The organism is Streptomyces sp. NBC_01476 (assembly GCF_036227265.1).
Classification (GTDB): Bacteria; Actinomycetota; Actinomycetes; order Streptomycetales; family Streptomycetaceae; genus Actinacidiphila.
Map to the genome: position 1 here is coordinate 6,188,629 of NZ_CP109446.1, position 18,314 is coordinate 6,206,942.

The 18,314-nt window shown below is 72.5% G+C and carries 14 protein-coding genes; 10 read left to right on the top strand and 4 right to left on the bottom strand.

Going from position 1 to position 18,314, the window contains the following annotated elements; all coding sequences use genetic code 11:
* Positions 1-61: 61 nt before the first annotated feature.
* On the bottom strand, positions 62-1,816 hold the full coding sequence (locus OG552_RS27095) for an FAD-dependent monooxygenase (protein ID WP_329137249.1): 1,755 nt from the start codon (positions 1,814-1,816) through the stop codon (positions 62-64).
* 291 nt (positions 1,817-2,107) lie between these two features.
* Between OG552_RS27095 and OG552_RS27100 the strand changes: the two genes are divergently transcribed.
* Together OG552_RS27100 and OG552_RS27105 are read left to right on the top strand one after the other, a co-directional pair.
* Positions 2,108-2,854 (top strand): response regulator transcription factor, encoded by a 747-nt coding sequence (locus tag OG552_RS27100; RefSeq protein ID WP_329137251.1) that lies wholly within the window; start codon positions 2,108-2,110, stop codon positions 2,852-2,854.
* 67 nt (positions 2,855-2,921) lie between these two features.
* A complete protein-coding gene (locus OG552_RS27105; protein ID WP_329137253.1) occupies positions 2,922-4,388 on the top strand; it encodes a sensor histidine kinase in 1,467 nt (488 codons plus the stop codon).
* Here the strand turns inward: OG552_RS27105 and OG552_RS27110 are convergent.
* Positions 4,378-5,406, bottom strand: coding sequence for a TAXI family TRAP transporter solute-binding subunit (locus OG552_RS27110; protein WP_329137254.1), 1,029 nt, complete (start codon positions 5,404-5,406; stop codon positions 4,378-4,380). The two genes, OG552_RS27105 and OG552_RS27110, sit on opposite strands and share 11 nt — an antisense overlap.
* 125 nt (positions 5,407-5,531) lie before the next feature.
* Here OG552_RS27110 and miaB point away from each other — a divergent pair, with 125 nt between their 5' ends.
* Positions 5,532-7,034 (top strand): tRNA (N6-isopentenyl adenosine(37)-C2)-methylthiotransferase MiaB, encoded by a 1,503-nt coding sequence (gene miaB, locus OG552_RS27115; protein ID WP_329137256.1) that lies wholly within the window; start codon positions 5,532-5,534, stop codon positions 7,032-7,034.
* A gap of 110 nt (positions 7,035-7,144) precedes the next feature.
* Entirely contained in the window at positions 7,145-7,951 is an 807-nt protein-coding gene (locus tag OG552_RS27120; protein WP_329137259.1) for a class III extradiol dioxygenase subunit B-like domain-containing protein, read from the top strand.
* A gap of 151 nt (positions 7,952-8,102) precedes the next feature.
* Here OG552_RS27120 and OG552_RS27125 read toward each other — a convergent pair whose 3' ends face one another.
* Positions 8,103-8,318, bottom strand: a complete 216-nt coding sequence (locus OG552_RS27125; protein WP_329137261.1) for an antitoxin — start codon at positions 8,316-8,318, stop codon at positions 8,103-8,105.
* 206 nt (positions 8,319-8,524) lie between these two features.
* Here OG552_RS27125 and miaA point away from each other — a divergent pair, with 206 nt between their 5' ends.
* The 5 genes from miaA to hflX all read left to right on the top strand — a co-directional run bounded on the left by miaA (position 8,525) and on the right by hflX (position 15,260).
* Positions 8,525-9,439, top strand: coding sequence for a tRNA (adenosine(37)-N6)-dimethylallyltransferase MiaA (gene miaA / locus OG552_RS27130; RefSeq protein ID WP_329137263.1), 915 nt, complete (start codon positions 8,525-8,527; stop codon positions 9,437-9,439).
* 109 nt (positions 9,440-9,548) lie between these two features.
* Entirely contained in the window at positions 9,549-10,181 is a 633-nt protein-coding gene (locus OG552_RS27135) for a hypothetical protein (RefSeq protein ID WP_443071044.1), read from the top strand.
* A gap of 82 nt (positions 10,182-10,263) precedes the next feature.
* Entirely contained in the window at positions 10,264-11,169 is a 906-nt protein-coding gene (gene dapF / locus OG552_RS27140) for a diaminopimelate epimerase (RefSeq protein WP_329137267.1), read from the top strand.
* 246 nt (positions 11,170-11,415) lie between these two features.
* The gene (locus OG552_RS27145) at positions 11,416-13,584 is read left to right on the top strand and encodes a RelA/SpoT family protein (protein ID WP_329137269.1); all 2,169 of its coding nucleotides are present in this window, start codon (positions 11,416-11,418) and stop codon (positions 13,582-13,584) included.
* A gap of 179 nt (positions 13,585-13,763) precedes the next feature.
* Positions 13,764-15,260, top strand: coding sequence for a GTPase HflX (gene hflX / locus OG552_RS27150; protein ID WP_329137271.1), 1,497 nt, complete (start codon positions 13,764-13,766; stop codon positions 15,258-15,260).
* Between the two features lie 208 nt (positions 15,261-15,468).
* Here the strand turns inward: hflX and OG552_RS27155 are convergent, their stop codons facing one another.
* Positions 15,469-16,638, bottom strand: a complete 1,170-nt coding sequence (locus OG552_RS27155) for a trypsin-like serine peptidase (protein ID WP_329137273.1) — start codon at positions 16,636-16,638, stop codon at positions 15,469-15,471.
* 156 nt (positions 16,639-16,794) lie between these two features.
* Between OG552_RS27155 and OG552_RS27160 the strand changes: the two genes are divergently transcribed.
* Positions 16,795-18,258 carry a diaminobutyrate--2-oxoglutarate transaminase family protein gene (locus OG552_RS27160; protein WP_443071045.1) on the top strand — a complete coding sequence of 488 codons (1,464 nt, stop codon included), beginning with the start codon at positions 16,795-16,797 and terminating at the stop codon, positions 18,256-18,258.
* The last annotated feature ends 56 nt before the right edge of the window (positions 18,259-18,314 follow it).

Below are 18,314 nucleotides of genomic sequence, written 5' to 3' on the forward strand. Positions count from 1 at the left end.
CCCCGCCCCTGCGCACAGGGCGGATCGCCCGGGCCGGCAAACCGCGGCGTCAGGGCCCGCGTCACCAGCGGGCCGGATCACCCACCCGCCGGGTGGCCGAGCCTCCTCCGGGACGGCCGCCGCCGTGGCCCTGGCCGGCGTTCTTCGGACCCGCGCCGAGGCCGGGGGAGTCACCCGGGGCAGCGGCGTCGTCCCCGGTGGGATCCGCGACCGGTGGGCCACCGCGGGCCAGGTCGGCGTACGAATAGAGCTCAGCGGGGCGGCAGCCCACCATCGTGGTCACCAGGTGCCCGTCCGGACGGATCAGCAGGACGCTGTGCGCGGTGGCGCCGGGGTAGGTCTCGGCGACCAGGAGTTCGGCCCGGGTGGGCAGCGCGGCGACCGCGGAGGCCAGCCGCGGCATCAGCCCGGCGGTCAGCCAGTGCCGGGATTCCCACACGCCCGTACCAGGGGCGACGAGGACGACGACGAGCCCGCGGCCGAGCCGGTCCCGTAGCCGCCCGACCGTACCGTCCAGCGCTGTGACCTGCACATCGCTGACCACACCGCCCGGCGGGGTGTCGCACCCCGAGGCCAGGGCGGAAGGTCCGGTCCTGCCGCCTCCGCCCCGCGGCGCCGGCACCGACAGCGGCGAGCGCCCGTACACCTGCGAGGCAGCCGCCGCCCCGCGGCCGAGGTGGCTGTCGGTCAGCAACTCCGCGTGCCCGCGGGCCGAACCGGAGAGCAGCGTATGCCGCACGCTCTGCCAGGCCCCGCTCGCCCGCAGCAGCGGAAGGGCCTGGTCGGTTGCCCGGAGCCGGGCGCCCACGGCTCCCCGCCGCTCCGCCTCGTAACTGTTCAGCAGGAGTTTGGAGGCACCGTCGTGCCAGGCCAGTGCCAGCTTCCAGGAGAGGTTCTCCGCGTCGCGCAGCCCCTCCTCGACGCTCTGTGCGCCCAGCGCGCCCATCACATGGGCGGCGTCACCGGCCAGGAAGGCCCGTCCGGCCCGCCAGCGCCGGGCCAGCCGCTGGTGCACCGGGTAGTCCGCCGAGCCGGTCAGCTCATAGGGCACCACATGGCCGCACCACGCGGTCAGCGCGGCCCGTACCCGCTCCACCAGGGCATCAGGGGTCAACTGCCGGCTCTCGACCGGCAGCAGCCAGTCCAGCCGCCACTGCCCGTCGGGCAGCGGCCGGGCGGTGATCTCCTGCCCGGCCGGCGCGCCCGGCGGGTCGCGGTGCAGCAGCGCCACGCCCGGCTCCGGAAGCTCGGCGCGCAGGACAGCGACCGCGTGCCGGTCGACCGCGGTGCGACCGGGGAAGCGCACCCCCAGCAGTTTGCGCACCGTGGACCGTGCGCCGTCGCAGCCCACCAGGAAACTGCCCCGCCACCAGGTCTCGTGGGAGCCCCTGGTGTGCACGGTGACGCCACGCGCGTCCTGCTCGACCGCGTCCACCCGGCAGCCCGCCACGATCCGCACCGACCCGCAGTTCAGCAGCGCGTCCCGCAGACCTCGTTCCAGCCGGTGCTGGGCGATGTGCAGCGGCGCGTCGGCCGGGTCGGGGCCGAAGTCGACCCGCAGCACCTCGGTCCTGCGCCGTACGGTGCGCCAGGCCGTCCAGGTCGACGACTCCTGACGAAGCGTCGGGAAGCCGAGCCGTTCGACCAGCGACGCCGTCGCCGGGCCGAGGACGGCAGTACGTGCCCGCCGCAGCCCGTCGGCGTCGCCCAGTACCTCCGCTTCGTCGAGCAGAATGACAGGGACGTCGCGGCGGGCCAACGCGAGGGCGAGGGTCAGGCCGACAGGACCCGCCCCCGCGACGATCACCGGGTCCATGGAGCAGCCCCCGGAAGAAGTGCGGTCACAAAGCGTATGCAACTCACTGCGACTGTCCACGTCAAGCGACGGTCGTGGCTCGGCGCGGTGCGGTGGCGGCACACCCGGCGCACTTCAGGCACGGCGCGGGTCGCCCGCGGTGCGTACCGGCTCGGTAACGGTCGGCCGCGTGAGCCGGTACCCCCTTGACGCACCCCGGCCGGATCGGCGTGGATTCGGTCGAGAAGGGTTGAGAAGGACCACAACCCGGTTTCCGGAAACCCCCGGGAAACAGACGAGCGGAGGTGACGCATGCGACTGCTGCTCGTGGAGGACGACGACCGGGTCGCCGCGGCCCTCTCCGCCGTGCTCGGCAGGCACGGCTTCGACGTCCGGCACGCCCGCAGCGGCGAGGAGGCCATCCAGGCCCTGCTGCCCGACGAGGGCCCGGCCTTCGACTGCGTGCTGCTGGACCTGGGGCTGCCCGATCAGGACGGTTTCGAGGTGTGCAGCCGGATCCGGCGCCGTACCGCGACCCCGGTGATCATGGTCACCGCCCGGGCCGACGTACGCTCCCGTATCCACGGCCTCAACCTCGGCGCGGACGACTACGTCGTGAAGCCGTACGACACCGGTGAGCTCCTCGCCCGGATCCACGCCGTCAGCAGGCGCCCTCCGCTGCGCAGGCCCGCGCCGGCCGGCGGCCCCGCGGCGGAGGCCGCCGTACCGGTCACCGAAGCCGCCGTCCCGGGGCCGGCCGGGGACGCGCTGCTGCTCGGCCCGGTCGCGCTCGAACTGCCCACCCGCCGGGTCACCGTGGACGGCGTCCCGATCGCGCTCACCCGCAAGGAGTTCGATCTGCTGGCGCTCCTGGCCCAGCGGCCCGGGGTGGTCTTCCGCCGGGAGCAGATCATCAGCGAGGTGTGGCGTACCGCTTGGGAGGGCACCGGTCGCACTCTGGAGGTCCATGTGGCATCGCTGCGCGCCAAACTGCGCACCCCGGCCATGATCGAGACGGTGCGCGGGGTCGGTTACCGGCTCGTCGTCCCGGCCGGCTGACGGGCCGGCCAGGGCCAGCCGGGACGCCGGGACACGCCAGGACACGAGGACGAAGAGGACCGCCGCCTTGCGCTCGCGACTGCTCCCGCTGCTCATCGTGCTGATGGCCGGCGTCCTGCTGGCCCTGGGCTTCCCGCTGGCCGCCAGCCAGGCCGCGGCCCAGCAGCAGCGCGTGGTCGTGGACCGGATCGACGACACCACGCGTTTCGCAGCGCTCGCCCAGTTCGTCACCGCCCGCGACGAGGCGACCGGCGCGGTCGACCCCGCCGACGACGAGAGGCTGCACACCCTGAAGACCGAACTCGCCCGCTACCAGCAGCTCTACGGGATCAAGGCCGGTGTCTTCTACCGCACCGGCGCCGCCATGGCCGCGGCTCCCGCGACGTGGGAGATACCGCCCAGGAGCGAGCTGTACGACTCGTTCTACTCGGCGTTGCTCGGCCGCCGCGCGCACAACCCGCGGCAGGTCTGGCCCTGGCAGTCCCGTACCCTCGCGATCTCCTCGCCGATCGTGCGGGACGGTGATGTGGTGGCGGTGGTCGTCACCGACTCACCGACCGGGGCCCTGCGCTCGCGCATCCTGCACGGGTGGCTGCTGCTGGCGGCCGGTGAACTCGCCGCGATGGCGATCGCGGTGCTGCTCGCGGTACGCCTGACCGGCTGGGTGATGCTTCCGGTCGCGACCTTGGACCGGGTGACGCACGACATCGCCACCGGCCGGATGAAATCCCGGGTGGAGGCGGCCGGCGGCCCGCCCGAGCTGCGCCGCCTGGTCCGCTCCTTCAACGAGATGGCCGACAACGTCGAGGCCGTGCTCGACCAGCAGCGGGCCTTCGTCGCCGACGCCTCGCACCAGTTGCGCAACCCGCTCTCCGCCCTGCTGCTGCGGATCGAACTCCTCGGCCTGGAACTGCCCGACGGGCACACCGAGGCGGAATCGGTGAAGGAGGAAGGCCACCGGCTGGCCCAGGTGCTCGACGACCTGCTCGGCCTGGCGGTCGCGGAGAACTCGGGCAGCCACCTGGCGGCCACCGACATCACCGAACTGGTCCGGGTCCGCACCCTGGCCTGGCAGGCGGTGGCCGACCGGGCCGGGACCGCGGTGGACTTCGCCGAACCTTCCAGGGGCGGGGCGGTGACCGGCTGGGCGGACGCGGTGGCGCTGTCCAGCGCGCTGGACGCGGTGCTCGACAACGCGATCAAGTTCACACCGGCCGGCGAGACGGTGAGCGTACGGGTGGCGGCGGACGGCGACAGCGTCGCCATCACGGTGGCGGACAGCGGCCCCGGCCTCAACGACGACGAACTGGCCCGGATCGGGGACCGCTTCTGGCGCAGCGCCCGCCACCAGAATGTGCACGGCTCCGGGCTCGGCCTGTCCATCGCGCACGCGCTCCTCAGCCAGGGCGGCGGAGCCGTCGCCTACGGGCGGCGCGAACCGCACGGCCTGGAGGTCACCTTGACGGTGCCGCGCGCATCGGCGCCGGCCCGGGACGGCCGCACCTTCAGCCGGCCCGACAGCCCTAAGGTTTGACCGACCGGTAATAGCGCGTGGCCCCGACGTGGAGCCGCAGCGGATCGGTGAAGACCGCCGTGCGCAGGTCCACCAGCTGGGCCGCGTGCACCTTGCTGCCGATCGCGTCACGGCTGTCGATCACCGCCCGGGTCAGCCGCTCCACCAGCCCGGTGTTCGCGCGGTCGGTGGTGACCAGCAGATTGGCGACGGCGATGGTGGCGACCGCGTGCCCCTTCTGGGCCAGGGGGTACGCGTCGGCCGGCATCACCGCCTGCCGGTAGTACTGCATCTTCGGCCCCATCGTGTGCAGCTTGGTCACCAGGTCGCCCAGCTGCACCAGCTTGATCTTCGCGGCCTTGGAGGCGCTGAGCCTGGTCACCGCGGCGGTCGGCAGGCCGCCGGACCAGAAGAAGGCGTCGAGCTTCCCTTGGAGCAGCATCGCCGGCGCCTGGTCGATGCCTACCGGTGACGCCTTGATGTCCTTGTCGATGTCCAGCCCGGCCGCGGTCAGCAGCCGTTCGGTGATCAGGTGGACCCCGGAGTCCGGCTGGCCGACGCCGACCCGCAGGCCGCGCAGGTCGCGGGCGGACTTCACCGGGGAGTCAGCCGGCACGATGAGCTGCATGTAGTCGTCGTAGAGCCGGGCACAGGCCCGCAGGCCGGACCGGCCGGGGCCGTCGTAGTCGGCGACGGCGTCCGCCGCCGCGATGGTGAAGTCGGCGTGTCCGGAGACAAGGCGCTTGATGTTGTCCACTGACCCGTCGCTGTGCATCAAGTTGACCTGGACGCCGGGAAGGGCGGTCCGCAGATCGGTCTTGAGCATCGCGCCATAGGTGTCGTAGACGCCGTCCGCGACACCGGTGGCGAGGGTGATCGGCGCCTTGGGGTACGAAGGACCGTCCGACGGCAGCAGCCACCACAGCAGCAGCGCCAGCACGGAGGCGGTCGCGAGCACCGCCTGCACGGCGCGCCGCTGTCCGGCCGACCCGCCGCCGAGCCCGGCCCGCAGGCGTCCGCCGAGGTGGGAGAGGTCCATGCACGGCGATCCTGCCAGGCAGGGCCGGTCGGCGGAAGGTGTCGCGGCAGCCGCGTGAGCCGGACCGCGCCTGGAGGAGGGCAGGTCCGTTCGGGGTACACCGGCGAAGCGCCTACCCTGGTGCCATGACCGCGCAGGACACCCTTCCCCGCAGCTACGAGATCCGCACGTATGGATGCCAGATGAACGTCCACGACTCCGAGCGGCTCTCCGGCCTGTTGGAGCAGGCGGGTTACGTCCGCGCGCCGGAGGGCGCCGACGGGGCTGACGTCGTGGTCTTCAACACCTGCGCGGTACGGGAGAACGCCGACAACCGGCTCTACGGCAACCTCGGCCAGCTGGTGCCGAAGAAGGCGGCCCACCCCGGCATGCAGATCGCGGTCGGCGGCTGCCTGGCGCAGAAAGACCGCGACACCATCGTCAAGCGCGCCCCCTGGGTGGACGTGGTCTTCGGCACCCACAACATCGGGCAGCTGCCGGTGCTGCTGGAGCGGGCCAGGATCGCCGACGAGGCACAGGTCGAGATCGTCGAGTCCCTGGAGACCTTCCCCTCGACGCTGCCCTCGCGCCGCGAGTCCGCGTACGCGGCCTGGGTCGCGATCTCGGTCGGCTGCAACAACACCTGCACCTTCTGCATCGTGCCCGCCCTGCGCGGCAAGGAGAAGGACCGCCGCCCGGGCGACGTGCTCGCCGAGGTGGAGGCCCTGGTCGCCGAGGGCGTCATCGAGGTCACCCTGCTCGGCCAGAACGTCAACGCCTACGGCTCCGACATCGGCGACCGTGAGGCGTTCAGCAAGCTGCTGCGGGCCACCGGCGGTGTCGAGGGCCTGGAGCGGGTCCGCTTCACCTCGCCGCACCCGCGCGACTTCACCGACGACGTGATCGCCGCGATGGCGCAGACCCCGAACGTGATGCACCAGCTGCACATGCCGCTGCAGTCCGGTTCCGACCGGGTGCTCAAGGCCATGCGGCGCTCGTACCGGCAGGACCGCTACCTCGGCATCATCGAGAACGTGCGGGCCGCGATGCCGGACGCCGCCATCACCACGGACATCATCGTGGGCTTCCCCGGCGAGACCGAGGAGGACTTCGAGCAGACACTGCACGTGGTGCGCGAGGCACGCTTCGCGCAGGCGTTCACTTTCCAGTACAGCAAGCGTCCGGGGACGCCCGCCGCGGAGATGGACGGGCAGATCCCCAAGGCGGTGGTCCAGGAGCGCTACGAGCGGCTGGTCGCGCTCCAGGAGAAGATCTCCTGGGCGGAGAACAAGAAGCACGTCGGCCGCACGCTGGAGGTGCTGGTCGCCGAGGGCGAGGGGCGCAAGGACGACGCCACCCGGCGGCTTTCCGGGCGCGCCCCCGACAACCGCCTCGTGCACTTCGAGCGGCCCGCCGAGACGGTCAGGCCCGGCGACATGGTGACCGTCGAGGTGACCTATGCGGCTCCGCACCACCTGCTCGCCGAGAACCCGCCGCTCGGAGTGCGCCGCACCCGCGCCGGTGACGCCTGGGAGCGCCGCAACGCCGCCCCCGCGCCGCAGCCGGCCGGCGTCATGCTCGGCCTGCCGACCATCGGCGCCCCGGCGCTGGCCGCTTCGGCCGCGGTGGCGGACGGCTGTGCCTGCTAGGAAGGCGCGCCCCGCGTCCCAGGGCACGGTGGGCCAGGTGCGCCGCCGCCCCGCTCCTCGGGCGGCCCGGGCCGCTCGCGCTGTCACAGGGCGCCGGTAGGGTTCCGATCATGCTCGTCGCCGCTGCTGTGTGTCCCTGTCCGCCCCTGCTGGTCCCCGAGGTCGCCGCGGGGGCCGCTGCCGAGCTGGACGCCCTGCGGGCGGCCTGCGCGGACGCGGTGGGGGTGCTGGCCGCCTCCCGGCCGGAGCGGCTGGTGGTGATCGGCCCGGCGGAGCGGCCCGGCAGAGGCGTCTTCGCACAGGGTTCGGCCGGCTCCTTCCGCGCCTTCGGAGTGCCGTTGGACGTCACGCTGGGAGAGCCCCCCGAGACACCGCCGGAGCGGCTGTCCGTGGTGGCCTCCGCGGCAGCGGGACCTGACGACGTCTGGCCGGACGAGGACGGGACGCTGCCCGAGGACGCGGCCCTTGCCGAGGACGTACGGCCGCTGCCGCCGTCGCTGGCCGTCGCGGCGTGGCTGCTGCGGGCCTGGAGCACGGCGCCGGTGGAAGGACTCGGCGTGGGAGAGCAACTGGAGCCCGACCGGTGCCTCTCGACCGGGCGTGCGGTGGCGGGTTCAGCCGGCCGGGTGGCGCTGCTGGTGATGGGCGACGGCAGCGCACGCCGCTCCCTCAAGGCGCCGGGGTATCTCGACGAGCGGGCCGAGCCCTTTGACGCGAGTGTGGCCGTAGCCCTGGGGGATGCCGATCTCGGCGCGCTGGCCGCCCTCGACCCTGAGCTGGCCCAGGCGCTCATGGCGGCCGGGCGCGCCCCCTGGCAGGTGCTCGCCGGTGCCGCCGAGGGGGCGGGGCTCAGCGGTGAGCTGCTGCACGACGCGGCGCCTTATGGCGTCGGGTACTTCGTCGCGACCTGGACCTGAGCCGCGCCGCGTTGCTCCGGGCACGGCCCCGGCTTCCTCAGTGCGCGAGGCCGAGCCGTGCGGACCCGGCCCTGCGGCCATGGGCAAAGGACAAGCCGCGGATGGTGGAAATCCGCGGCTGTCCGGTCGGCGATGAACGAGGCGGCCGTCGTCAGGCCGTGCCGCCGTCCTTGTTCTCGCGGTCGTGCAGGGAGTTCCGCGCCTTCTCCGTACCGGAGTCGATCTGGTCGCCGTGCTTCCCGCCCGTCTTGGAGTCGAGTGTCCTGGCGCCCTTGTCCATGCCGCGTTCGATCTGGTCGCCGTGCTGGCGGGCGAGATCGTCGGCCTTGCCCTTCGACATGCCCAGCTTGTCTCTGAGCGTGTTCATGAAGCTCATCGGGAACCTTCCCTCGAAGACGACTGCCAAGGGACGGGCGGGATGCGTCATCGCACCCGATGGTCCAGCGACTGCCGAAACCACCACAAAACGCCCTTTCCCTTCCCGACCATACCCGCGCCGTCCGTTTTCCGCCCTGTCGGCTGGGTGAGCCCATTCGATCGAGGTCAGGGCCCGATCTTTGCGAGACTGACACCGTGAAGAACCGTGTGATCGCCGTCGTCGGGCCCACCGCTGCCGGGAAGTCCGACCTGGGCGTCGCCCTGGCCCGGACACTGGGCGGCGAGGTGATCAACGCCGACTCCATGCAGCTCTACCGCGGCATGGACATCGGCACCGCCAAACTCACCCCGCAGGAGCGCCAAGGGGTCCCGCACCACCTGCTGGACATCTGGGACGTCACCCAGGCGGCCAATGTCGCCGACTACCAACGGCTGGCCCGCGCCGAGATCGGCCGGCTGCACGCGGCCGGCCGGGTCCCGGTCCTCGTCGGCGGCTCCGGCCTCTATGTGCGCGCCGCCCTCGACGTCATGGAGTTCCCGGGCACCGACCCGGCCGTACGGGCCCGGCTGGAGGCCGAACTCGACATGCGCGGGCCCGGCGCCCTGCACGCCCGGCTGGCCGCAGTGGACCCGGAGGCGGGGCGCGTCATCCTGCCCAGCAACGGCCGCCGGATCGTCCGCGCCCTGGAGGTCGTGGAGATCACCGGCCGCCCCTTCACCGCCCATCTGCCGAGCCATGAATCCGTGTACGACACCGTGCAGATCGGCGTCGACGTCCCGCGGCCCGAACTCGACCAGCGCATCGCGCTGCGCGTCGACCGGATGTGGGAAGCGGGGCTGGTCGCCGAAGTCAGCGCCCTGGAGAAGCGGGGCCTGCGCGAAGGACTGACGGCCTCCCGGGCGCTGGGATACCAGCAGATCCTCGCCGCGCTGGCCGGCGACTGCACCGAGCAGGAAGCGCGCGCCGAGACCGTACGCGCCACCAAGCGTTTCGCGCGCCGCCAGGATTCGTGGTTCCGGCGCGATCCGCGGGTGCACTGGCTGACCGCCCGCGGAACGGAACTCGCCGACGAGGCGCTGATGTTGCTCCAAGAAGCGGTCACAGCCTGATCACGTGATGGCATCGGGACGCTCCGGAGTCCAGGAGCGGACTCCCGCGCGTGCCATCATCGAGCTTCGAGATGGCTACGGTGTCGGAGACTCTGGAGGGCGCGTGGCGATGGCAGCCGGCCCACGCGACACCCCACCGGGGCGCGATTCAGCGGCGGACGCGGGTACGTCCCACGTGTCCCGTGATGATCGTGGGATTCCTGGGTCCCGGACGAACCGCGACTCCCTGGACTCCCTGGAGTCCGCCGAACCCCTCGACCGGCTCGAACCCCTCGACGCAGGGGGGCCCTTGAGCTCTCTCGGGTCACTGCACCCCCTCGATCCCCGTGATCCCCTCGACCCTCTTGACACGCTCGAACCTCTCGATCCGCTCGGGGGCGACGTTCTTCCGCCCATCGAGGAAAGCCAGTCCTTCGGCGAACTGCGGCCGCAGCGGCGGCTGCGGATCTGGCAGTTGGCCCCGATCATCGCGCTGGCGGTCGGCGGTTCGCTGATGTTCGCCTTCCCGCTCGCCTTCGAGTCCGGGGACGCCGGAGCCGTGGTGGCGATGCTCGGTCTGCTGCTGTGCTGCTGCGCGGCGGGCTGGGGACTGATGGCGGCCCGGCGGATCGGCCAGACCTGGCCCGGGCTGCCCGCCCGCGGCTCCGGCGCCCGGCCGGACTGGCGTTACGTCGCCGGATACGCGGTGGCCATCGCGCTGCTCGCGGTCCTCGCGGTATGGCGGATCGCCCGGCTGCGCTGAGCCTGCCGAGCCGCGCCGGAGTTTTCCACAGGGGCCCGCCGCCGTCCGGCAGCCGCCTCCCCCTCCGCGTACGATCGGTTCTGTGACTGACGCACGGCCCGCCACCGTCCCTTCCGGTTCCGTTCCCTTCCTGAAGGGACACGGCACCGAGAACGACTTTGTGATCGTCCCGGACCCGGACGGACGGCTCGACCTGTCCGCGGCCGACGTGGCCAGGCTCTGCGACCGCCGGGCCGGCATCGGCGGCGACGGGCTGCTGCGGGTCGTCCGCTCGGCCGCGCACCCCGAGGCCGCTCCCATGGCCGCCGAGGCCGAGTGGTTCATGGACTACCGCAACGGGGACGGCAGCATCGCCGAGATGTGCGGCAACGGCGTCCGCGTCTTCGCCCGCCACCTCCAGCGCGCCGGTCTCACCGAGGCCGGCGACCTCGCCGTTGCCACCCGGGACGGAGTGCGGCGCGTGCACATCGCCAAGGACACCGACGACGGCACCCCGGGCGACATCACGGTACGGATGGGCCGTGCCGTCCTCCCCGGCGGCGAGGTGTCGGTCGCCGTCGGCGCTCGCGCCTGGCCCGCGCTGCACGTCAGCATGGGCAACCCGCACGCGGTCGCCTTCGTGGCCGACCTGGCCGAGGCAGGGGACCTGCTGAAGGCGCCCGACGTCACGCCCGCGGCGGCGTATCCCGCGGGCACCAACGTGGAGTTCGTCGTGGACCGGGGGGCCCGGCACGTGGCGCTGCGTGTGCACGAACGCGGCTCCGGCGAGACCCGCTCCTGCGGTACGGGCGCCTGCGCGGTGATGGTGGCCGCGGCCCGGCGGGACGGTCTCGATCCGGCGGTCACCGGCCGCCCTGTCACCTACACGGTGGACGTGCCCGGCGGACGGCTCGTGATCAGCGAGGGCACCGACGGCGAGATCGAGATGACCGGGCCCGCGGTGATCGTCGCCGAGGGATTCATAGACCCCGGTCTGTGGGCCCGCTGACACCCGGAAACCGGCTTGCGAGCTGTCTCCCGGACCTCGGTAAGCGCTCACTGTCCATCTTGTGGGCAGGGCACAACAGGAGGTATCCGGGCGAGAACCCCGTACACGTTCGCTCGAACGGGTGACGGGAATCACTCTCGGCGAGAGCGTGACAGCCGCACGTGGTGGGCTCGATAGCATCAATCACCGGCGCGGCCCCTGGGTCGTGAGGGGCTTCCGCGGCCGGTTCACGCTGCCGGAGGACCGATGAGCGCAGACAACGCGGTGAACGCGGGACGGCCCGCGCTCGACGCGGGACGGACCGCGGCGGACCGCAGGCGCGGTCTGCGCCGTATCGACCTGCGGCTGCTGGGCCGGGCCGCACTCCTTGGCGGCTCCGGCGGCCGGGACGGGCTGCCCGACGCGATCGAGCACCTGATCAAGGTCCACCGCACCAGCTGGCCCGATGCGGGTCCCGAGGCCATCGATCAGCTGCGGCGGGCCTACGTCCTGGCCGAGTCCTCGCACCGCGGACAGATGCGCAAGAGCGGCGAGCCGTACATCACCCATCCGCTGGCGGTCACGTTGATCCTCGCCGAACTCGGCGCCGAGACCACCACCCTGACGGCCTCACTGCTGCACGACACCGTCGAGGACACCGAGGTGACGCTCGATCAGGTCGAGCAGGAGTTCGGCAAGGCGGTCGCCTACCTGGTGGACGGCGTCACCAAGCTGGAGAAGGTCGACTACGGCGCCGCCGCCGAGCCCGAGACCTTCCGCAAGATGCTGGTCGCCACCGGCAGCGACGTCCGCGTGATGTCCATCAAGCTCGCCGACCGGCTGCACAACATGCGCACCCTCGGGGTGATGCGGCCCGAGAAGCAGGCCCGGATCGCCAAGGTCACCCGGGACGTGCTCATCCCGCTCGCCGAGCGGCTTGGCGTACAGGCGCTCAAATCCGAGCTGGAGGATCTGGTCTTCGCGATCCTCCACCCCGAGGAGCACGCCACGACCAGGGCCATGATCGAGGCCCATGCCGCAGGCCCCGACCCGCTGGCCGCGGTCGCCGAGGGGCTCCGCGGGGTGCTGCGGGAGGCTGGGATCGCCGCCGAGGTGGCCATCCGGCCCCGGCACGCGGTCTCCGTCCACCGGCTGCTGCTCAAGCGTGGCGGCACGCGGCTCGGAGGCTGCGACTTCGGGCGGCTGCTGGTGCTGGTCGCCGAGGACGCCGACTGTTACGCGGTCCTCGGCGAGCTGCACACCTGCTTCACCCCGGTGATCGCGGAATTCAAGGACTTCATCGCGGCCCCGAAATTCAACCTGTACCAGTCGCTGCACACCGCGATCGCGGACGAGCACGGCCGGATCGCCGAGGTGCTGGTCCGTACCCACCGGATGCACCGGGCCGCCGAGGCCGGGGTCATCGCCCTCGGCGACCCGAACGCGAGCGCCGAAACCGTCGCCACCGAAGGGGAGACCGGCGGGGTACGGGTCGATCCCACGCAGCCCGGCTGGCTCGCCCGCCTGCTGGAATGGCAGCGCGGCGCGCCGGACGCCGACACCTTCTGGACCGCGCTGCGTGACGACCTCGCCCAGGACCGCGAGATCACCGTCTTCACCAGCCAGGGCGCCGGCGCCTCCGGCACCGTCCGGCTGCCCGCGGGCGCCAGCTGCGTGGACGCCGCCTACGCGGTGCACGGCAGCTCCGGGCACGCCTGCGTCGGAGCCAGGGTCAACGGCCGGCTCGCGCCGCTGGGCACCCGGCTGCGGGACGGCGACACCCTGCAGCTGCTGATGGACGACTCCGCCACCTCGGGCCCCGACCGGAGCTGGCTGGAGCACGCCGCCACCCCCGCCGCCCGCATCGCGATCACCCGCTGGCTCACGCAGCACCCGGCTGTGGCCGGCGAGACCGCACAGGACCGCGCCCGGGCGGTACGCCCCTCGCGGACCCCCGACGCCGCACCCGCCGTCGACCCGGTCGCGGTCACCGACCTGCCGGACGCGGCGGTACGCCTGGCCCGCTGCTGTACGCCGGTGCCGCCGGACCAGGTGACGGGATTCGTCATCCGCGGCGGCACCGTGGCCGTCCACCGCGCCGAGTGTCCGGCCACCGCCCGGATGGCCGCCTCCGGCCGCGAACCCGTACCGGTGCGCTGGCGCGACGACAGCCCGGCCGCCGGATACCGGGCCACCGTGCTGGCCGAGGCGCTCAGCCGGCCGAGGCTGCTGGCCGACCTCACCGAGGTCATCGCAGGCCAGGGCATCGGTATCGTCTCCGCGGCCGTGGAGCCCCCGCAGGAGCACCGGGTACGGCACACGTACACCGTGCGGCTGCCGGATCCGCAGGCGCTGACCGCCCTGATGCGGGCGATGCGGTCGGTCCCCGGGGTCTACGACGTGTACCGGGCCCGGCCCGCCGCCGGCGGGGCATGAGGCGACGGAGGAATGCCGGCGGTCGCTCATCCGTTGATATGACCGTCGGTGTTTTCTGTCGAACGACAATTGGCGAGGCGCTGTGGAAAACCCACGTGACCGCGTCTGTCCGGCGTGCGACCATCGACATTGACGGCGGACGACCCGCCGGACCGTTGACCGTACGACCAAAGGATCCAATGACCTCCACCTCTTCTTCCTCTTCGGACAACCGCCAGCGCCTCCCCGAGAGCCTTCGGGCCGACGCCCTGATGGAAGAGGACGTGGCCTGGAGTCATGAGATCGACGGGGAACGGGACGGCGACCAGCTCGACCGTTTCGACCGCGCCTCTCTGCGCCGGGTCGCGGGCCTGTCCACCGAGCTCGAGGACATCACCGAGGTCGAGTACCGGCAGCTCCGTCTGGAGCGTGTGGTGCTCGTCGGTGTCTGGACCAGCGGCACGGTGGACGACGCCGAGAACTCGCTGGCCGAGCTCGCCGCCCTGGCCGAGACCGCGGGTGCCCTCGTCCTCGACGGCGTGATCCAGCGCCGCGACAAGCCGGACCCGGCCACGTACATCGGCTCGGGCAAGGCACGCGAGCTGCGGGACATCGTGCTGGAGAGCGGCGCCGACACCGTGGTCTGCGACGGTGAGCTGAGCCCCGGCCAGCTGATCCACCTCGAAGACGTCGTCAAGGTCAAGGTGGTCGACCGCACCGCGCTGATCCTGGACATCTTCGCCCAGCACGCCAAGTCCCGTGAGGGCAAGGCCCAGGTCTCGCTGGCCCAGATGCAGTACATGCTGCCGAGGCTGCGCGGCTGGGGTCAGTCGCTCTCCCGGCAGATGGGTGGCGGTGGCGCCGGCTCCTCGGGCGGCGGTATGGCGACCCGTGGTCCCGGTGAGACGAAGATCGAGACCGACCGCCGGCGGATCCGCGAGAAGATGGCCAAGATGCGCCGGGAGATCGCGGAGATGAAGACCAGCCGCGACCTCAAGCGGCAGGAGCGCAAGCGCCACAAGGTGCCGTCGGTGGCCATCACCGGCTACACCAACGCCGGCAAGTCCTCCCTGCTCAACCGCCTCACCGGCGCCGGTGTCCTGGTGGAGAACGCGCTGTTCGCCACCCTGGACCCGACCGTGCGCCGGGCCGAGACACCGGGCGGGCGGCTCTACACGCTGGTCGACACCGTCGGTTTCGTCCGGCACCTTCCGCACCACCTGGTCGAGGCGTTCCGCTCCACCATGGAGGAGGTCGGTGAAGCCGACCTGATCCTGCACGTGGTGGACGGCTCGCACCCGGTGCCGGAGGAGCAGCTGGCCGCGGTCCGCGAGGTGTTCCGCGATGTTGGCGCGCTCAACGTGCCGGAGATCGTCATCATCAACAAGGCCGACGCCGCCGACCCGCTGGTGCTGCAGCGCCTGCTGCGCAACGAGAAGCACGCCATCGCGGTCTCCGCCCGCACCGGCAAGGGCATCGACGAGCTGCTCGACCTCATCGACGAGGAACTGCCCCGACCCGACGTCGAGGTGGAGGCCCTGGTGCCGTACACCCACGGCGCGCTGGTCTCCCGCGTGCACGGCGGCGGTGAGGTCCTCTCCGAGGAGCACACCGGCGACGGCACCCTGCTCAAGGTGCGCGTGCACGAGGAACTGGCCGCGGAGCTTGCGCCGTTCACGCTGGTGGCCCGGGCCTGAGCCGGAAAGCTCGGGCCTGAGCCGGAAAGCTCGGGCCTGAGCAGGAAACCCCGGCCTTGAGCCCGCAACCCCGAGCCTTGCGCGGGTGACGCCCGGGGAACCTGGCGTCTTAAGGCAAGGGGTAAGGGCCCGCCTCCAGGAGGCGGGCCCTTACCCATGCCCGGGTGTGCCGCGCACGGGCGCCGATCCCCGGTTCGCAGCGGTGAGTTCAGCTGAACTTCTGGCTCACCCCGTCGAACACCTTCTTCGCCTCGGCGCCCAACCGCGGTCCCGCCAGCCAGGTATTGGTCACCGGACCGATCGACGTGTTACTGACCAGCGCCGTCTTGCCGTCCGGCCGGGTGGCGAACCAGCCGCCGCCGGAGGAACCGCCGGTCATCGTGCAGCCGATCCGGTACTCGGTCGGCGCGCTCGGGTCCACCGACAACCGTCCCGGCCTCCCCTGGCAGGCGTACATCCGCTGCCCGTCGTAGGGCGCCGCCGCCGGATACCCCCACGCACCCAGGGTGCCGATCCTCGTCACCGAGGGCGCGTCGAACCACACCGGCAAGGCCGCACCGACCGTCTCCTGCAGCGACTTGCCGCCCGCACCCTCCTCCGGCGTCACATGGAGCACCGCGAAGTCGTACGGCGAGCCGCTGCCGCCCTTCTCCGAGCCGGAGGCGATCCACTGGTCGGAGGTGCTCGCGCCGTCCGCCCACCACACCCCGAAGGGCGCCAGCACGTCCCGCGAGGCGCCCTTGAGCGCCCGGGCGTCCAGACCGCCGTCGTCGTAGGACGGCACAAAGGCGACGTTGCGGTACCAGCCGCCGCTCTTGCCCGCGTGCACGCAGTGGCCGGCCGTCCAGACCAGGTTCGACTTGCCCGGATGCGCCGGTTCCTGCACCACCGTCGCCGAGCAGACCATCGACCCCTTGGGACCGTCGAAGAACAGCTTGCCGAGGCCCGGGGCGTTGTCGTGGTAGGGCGTCGTGACCGGGCGGGCCCGCACCGGCGCCGGGGCCGGATCCGTCCGGCCCTGGTCGGCGGCGATGTCCCCGGCGACCGGATGGTCGTTCTGGTCGGCGCCCTTCATCCGGTCGTCGCTCCATAGACCGTCGATCACCGGATTGACGAAGTCCGCCGCCTTGCGCAGCCAGGTGGATCTGTCCCAGTTCTTCCAGCCGCCGTCCTTGTACGCCTGCTCCCACTTCTTCAGGTCGTCGAGGCTGGTCGGGAAGGACGTGGGCAGCGAGGGCAGACCGTGGTCGTCCCCGGCCGTCACCGGACCGCTCGGCTTCGGATCCGCCGAATTCCCCCCGTCCGACGAACCGCACGCGGTGGCCGTGCCCGCCAGCAGTACGGCGGCTGCCACGGCGGCCAGTACCGGCCTGGACATCCGTGACGATATCCGTGACGAAATCCGTGACGTGGACGAAGACATGACGGGTTCCCCCTGGATCTCGGTGCGCCGTACGGCCCCTGACGCTGAGGGGGACGAACGGCCACCGCCGTCCGGTTCCGCGGGGAAAGTCCCGGCTGCCGCCCGTGATCGATGTGTCGCCGCGTCGTTAGTACGGATGGGGGACGACAGGACAGGAAGACGAGCCGGAGGAGAGCAGACGTGGCGGCCTTGTCGAGCGCGCCGGAACAAGTGGCGGCACCCGCTGGCGACTTCACCGCGGAGGAGGGGATTCTCCGTAGGCAGGCACAGCGCGAGTCCGCCGCGCGCACGTACGCCCGGTCGCTTCCCGTGGTGCCGGTGCGGGCCCGCGGAATGACCGTGGAAGGCGCCGACGGCCGCCGCTACCTCGACTGCCTCACCGGGGCGGGCACCCTGGCGCTTGGCCACAACCACCCCGTGGTCCTGGAGGCGATCAGAGGCGTCCTCGACTCCGGTGCGCCGCTGCAGGTGCTCGACCTCGCCACACCGGTCAAGGACGCGTTCACCACGGCCCTGTTCGAGACGCTGCCGCCCGAACTCGCCGAGCACGGCCGCATCCAGTTCTGCGGCCCGGCCGGCACCGACGCGGTCGAGGCCGCCCTCAAGCTGACCAGGACCGCCACCGGCCGCAGCGGTCTGCTCGCCTTCTCCGGCGCCTACCACGGCATGACCGCGGGAGCGCTCGCCGCGACCGGCGATGTGGCGGTGCGGTCCGCGGCCGGCGGCATGGACCCGCGGATCACCCGGCTGCCGTATCCGTACGACTACCGCTGCCCGCTCGGTGTCGGCGGCGACCGGGGCGCGGAGCTGTGCGCGCGTATGGCCCGGCACCTCCTGGACGACCCGAAGGGCGGCGTCGAGCCGCCTGCCGCGATGCTGCTGGAAGCCGTCCAGGGCGAGGGCGGCGTGATCCCGGGGCCGGACGCCTGGCTGCGGAGCATGCGGGAGATCACCGCGGCCCGCGGCATCCCGCTCATCGTGGACGAGGTGCAGACCGGGGTCGGCCGCACCGGCACCTTCTGGGCTGTCGAGCGCAGCGGCATCGTGCCCGATGTGATGGTGCTCTCCAAGGCGATCGGCGGCAGCCTGCCGCTCGCCGTGATCGTCTACCGCGACGGCCTCGACACCTGGCAGCCGGGCGCGCACGCCGGCACCTTCCGCGGCAATCAGCTCGCCATGGCGGCCGGCACCGCCACCTTGCGCTTCGTCCGGCAGAACAGGCTGGCCGAGCGGGCCGAGACGGTCGGCAACCGCATCATGAGCCGGCTGCGCGGGCTCGCCGCCCACCACGCCTGCATCGGTGACGTACGCGGCCGCGGTCTGATGATCGGCGTCGAACTGGTGGACACCGACGCCGAGCCGGACGACTACGGAGCACTGCCCAGCGCGCCCCGCCTGGCCGCCCGGGTCCAGCAGGAGGCGCTGTGCCGCGGCCTGATCATGGAACTCGGCGGCAGGCACTCCAGCGTGGTGCGGCTGCTGCCGCCGCTGACCATCACCGACGAGCAGGCCGAGTCGGTGCTGGAACGGCTGGCCGCCGCCATCGAGGCGGCCCGGTGCGGAGGACCCGAGTGACGGCGGTGGCCGGGGCGCTCGGTACGACCCCGGGGGCCGGCTGCGCTCGCCCGGGC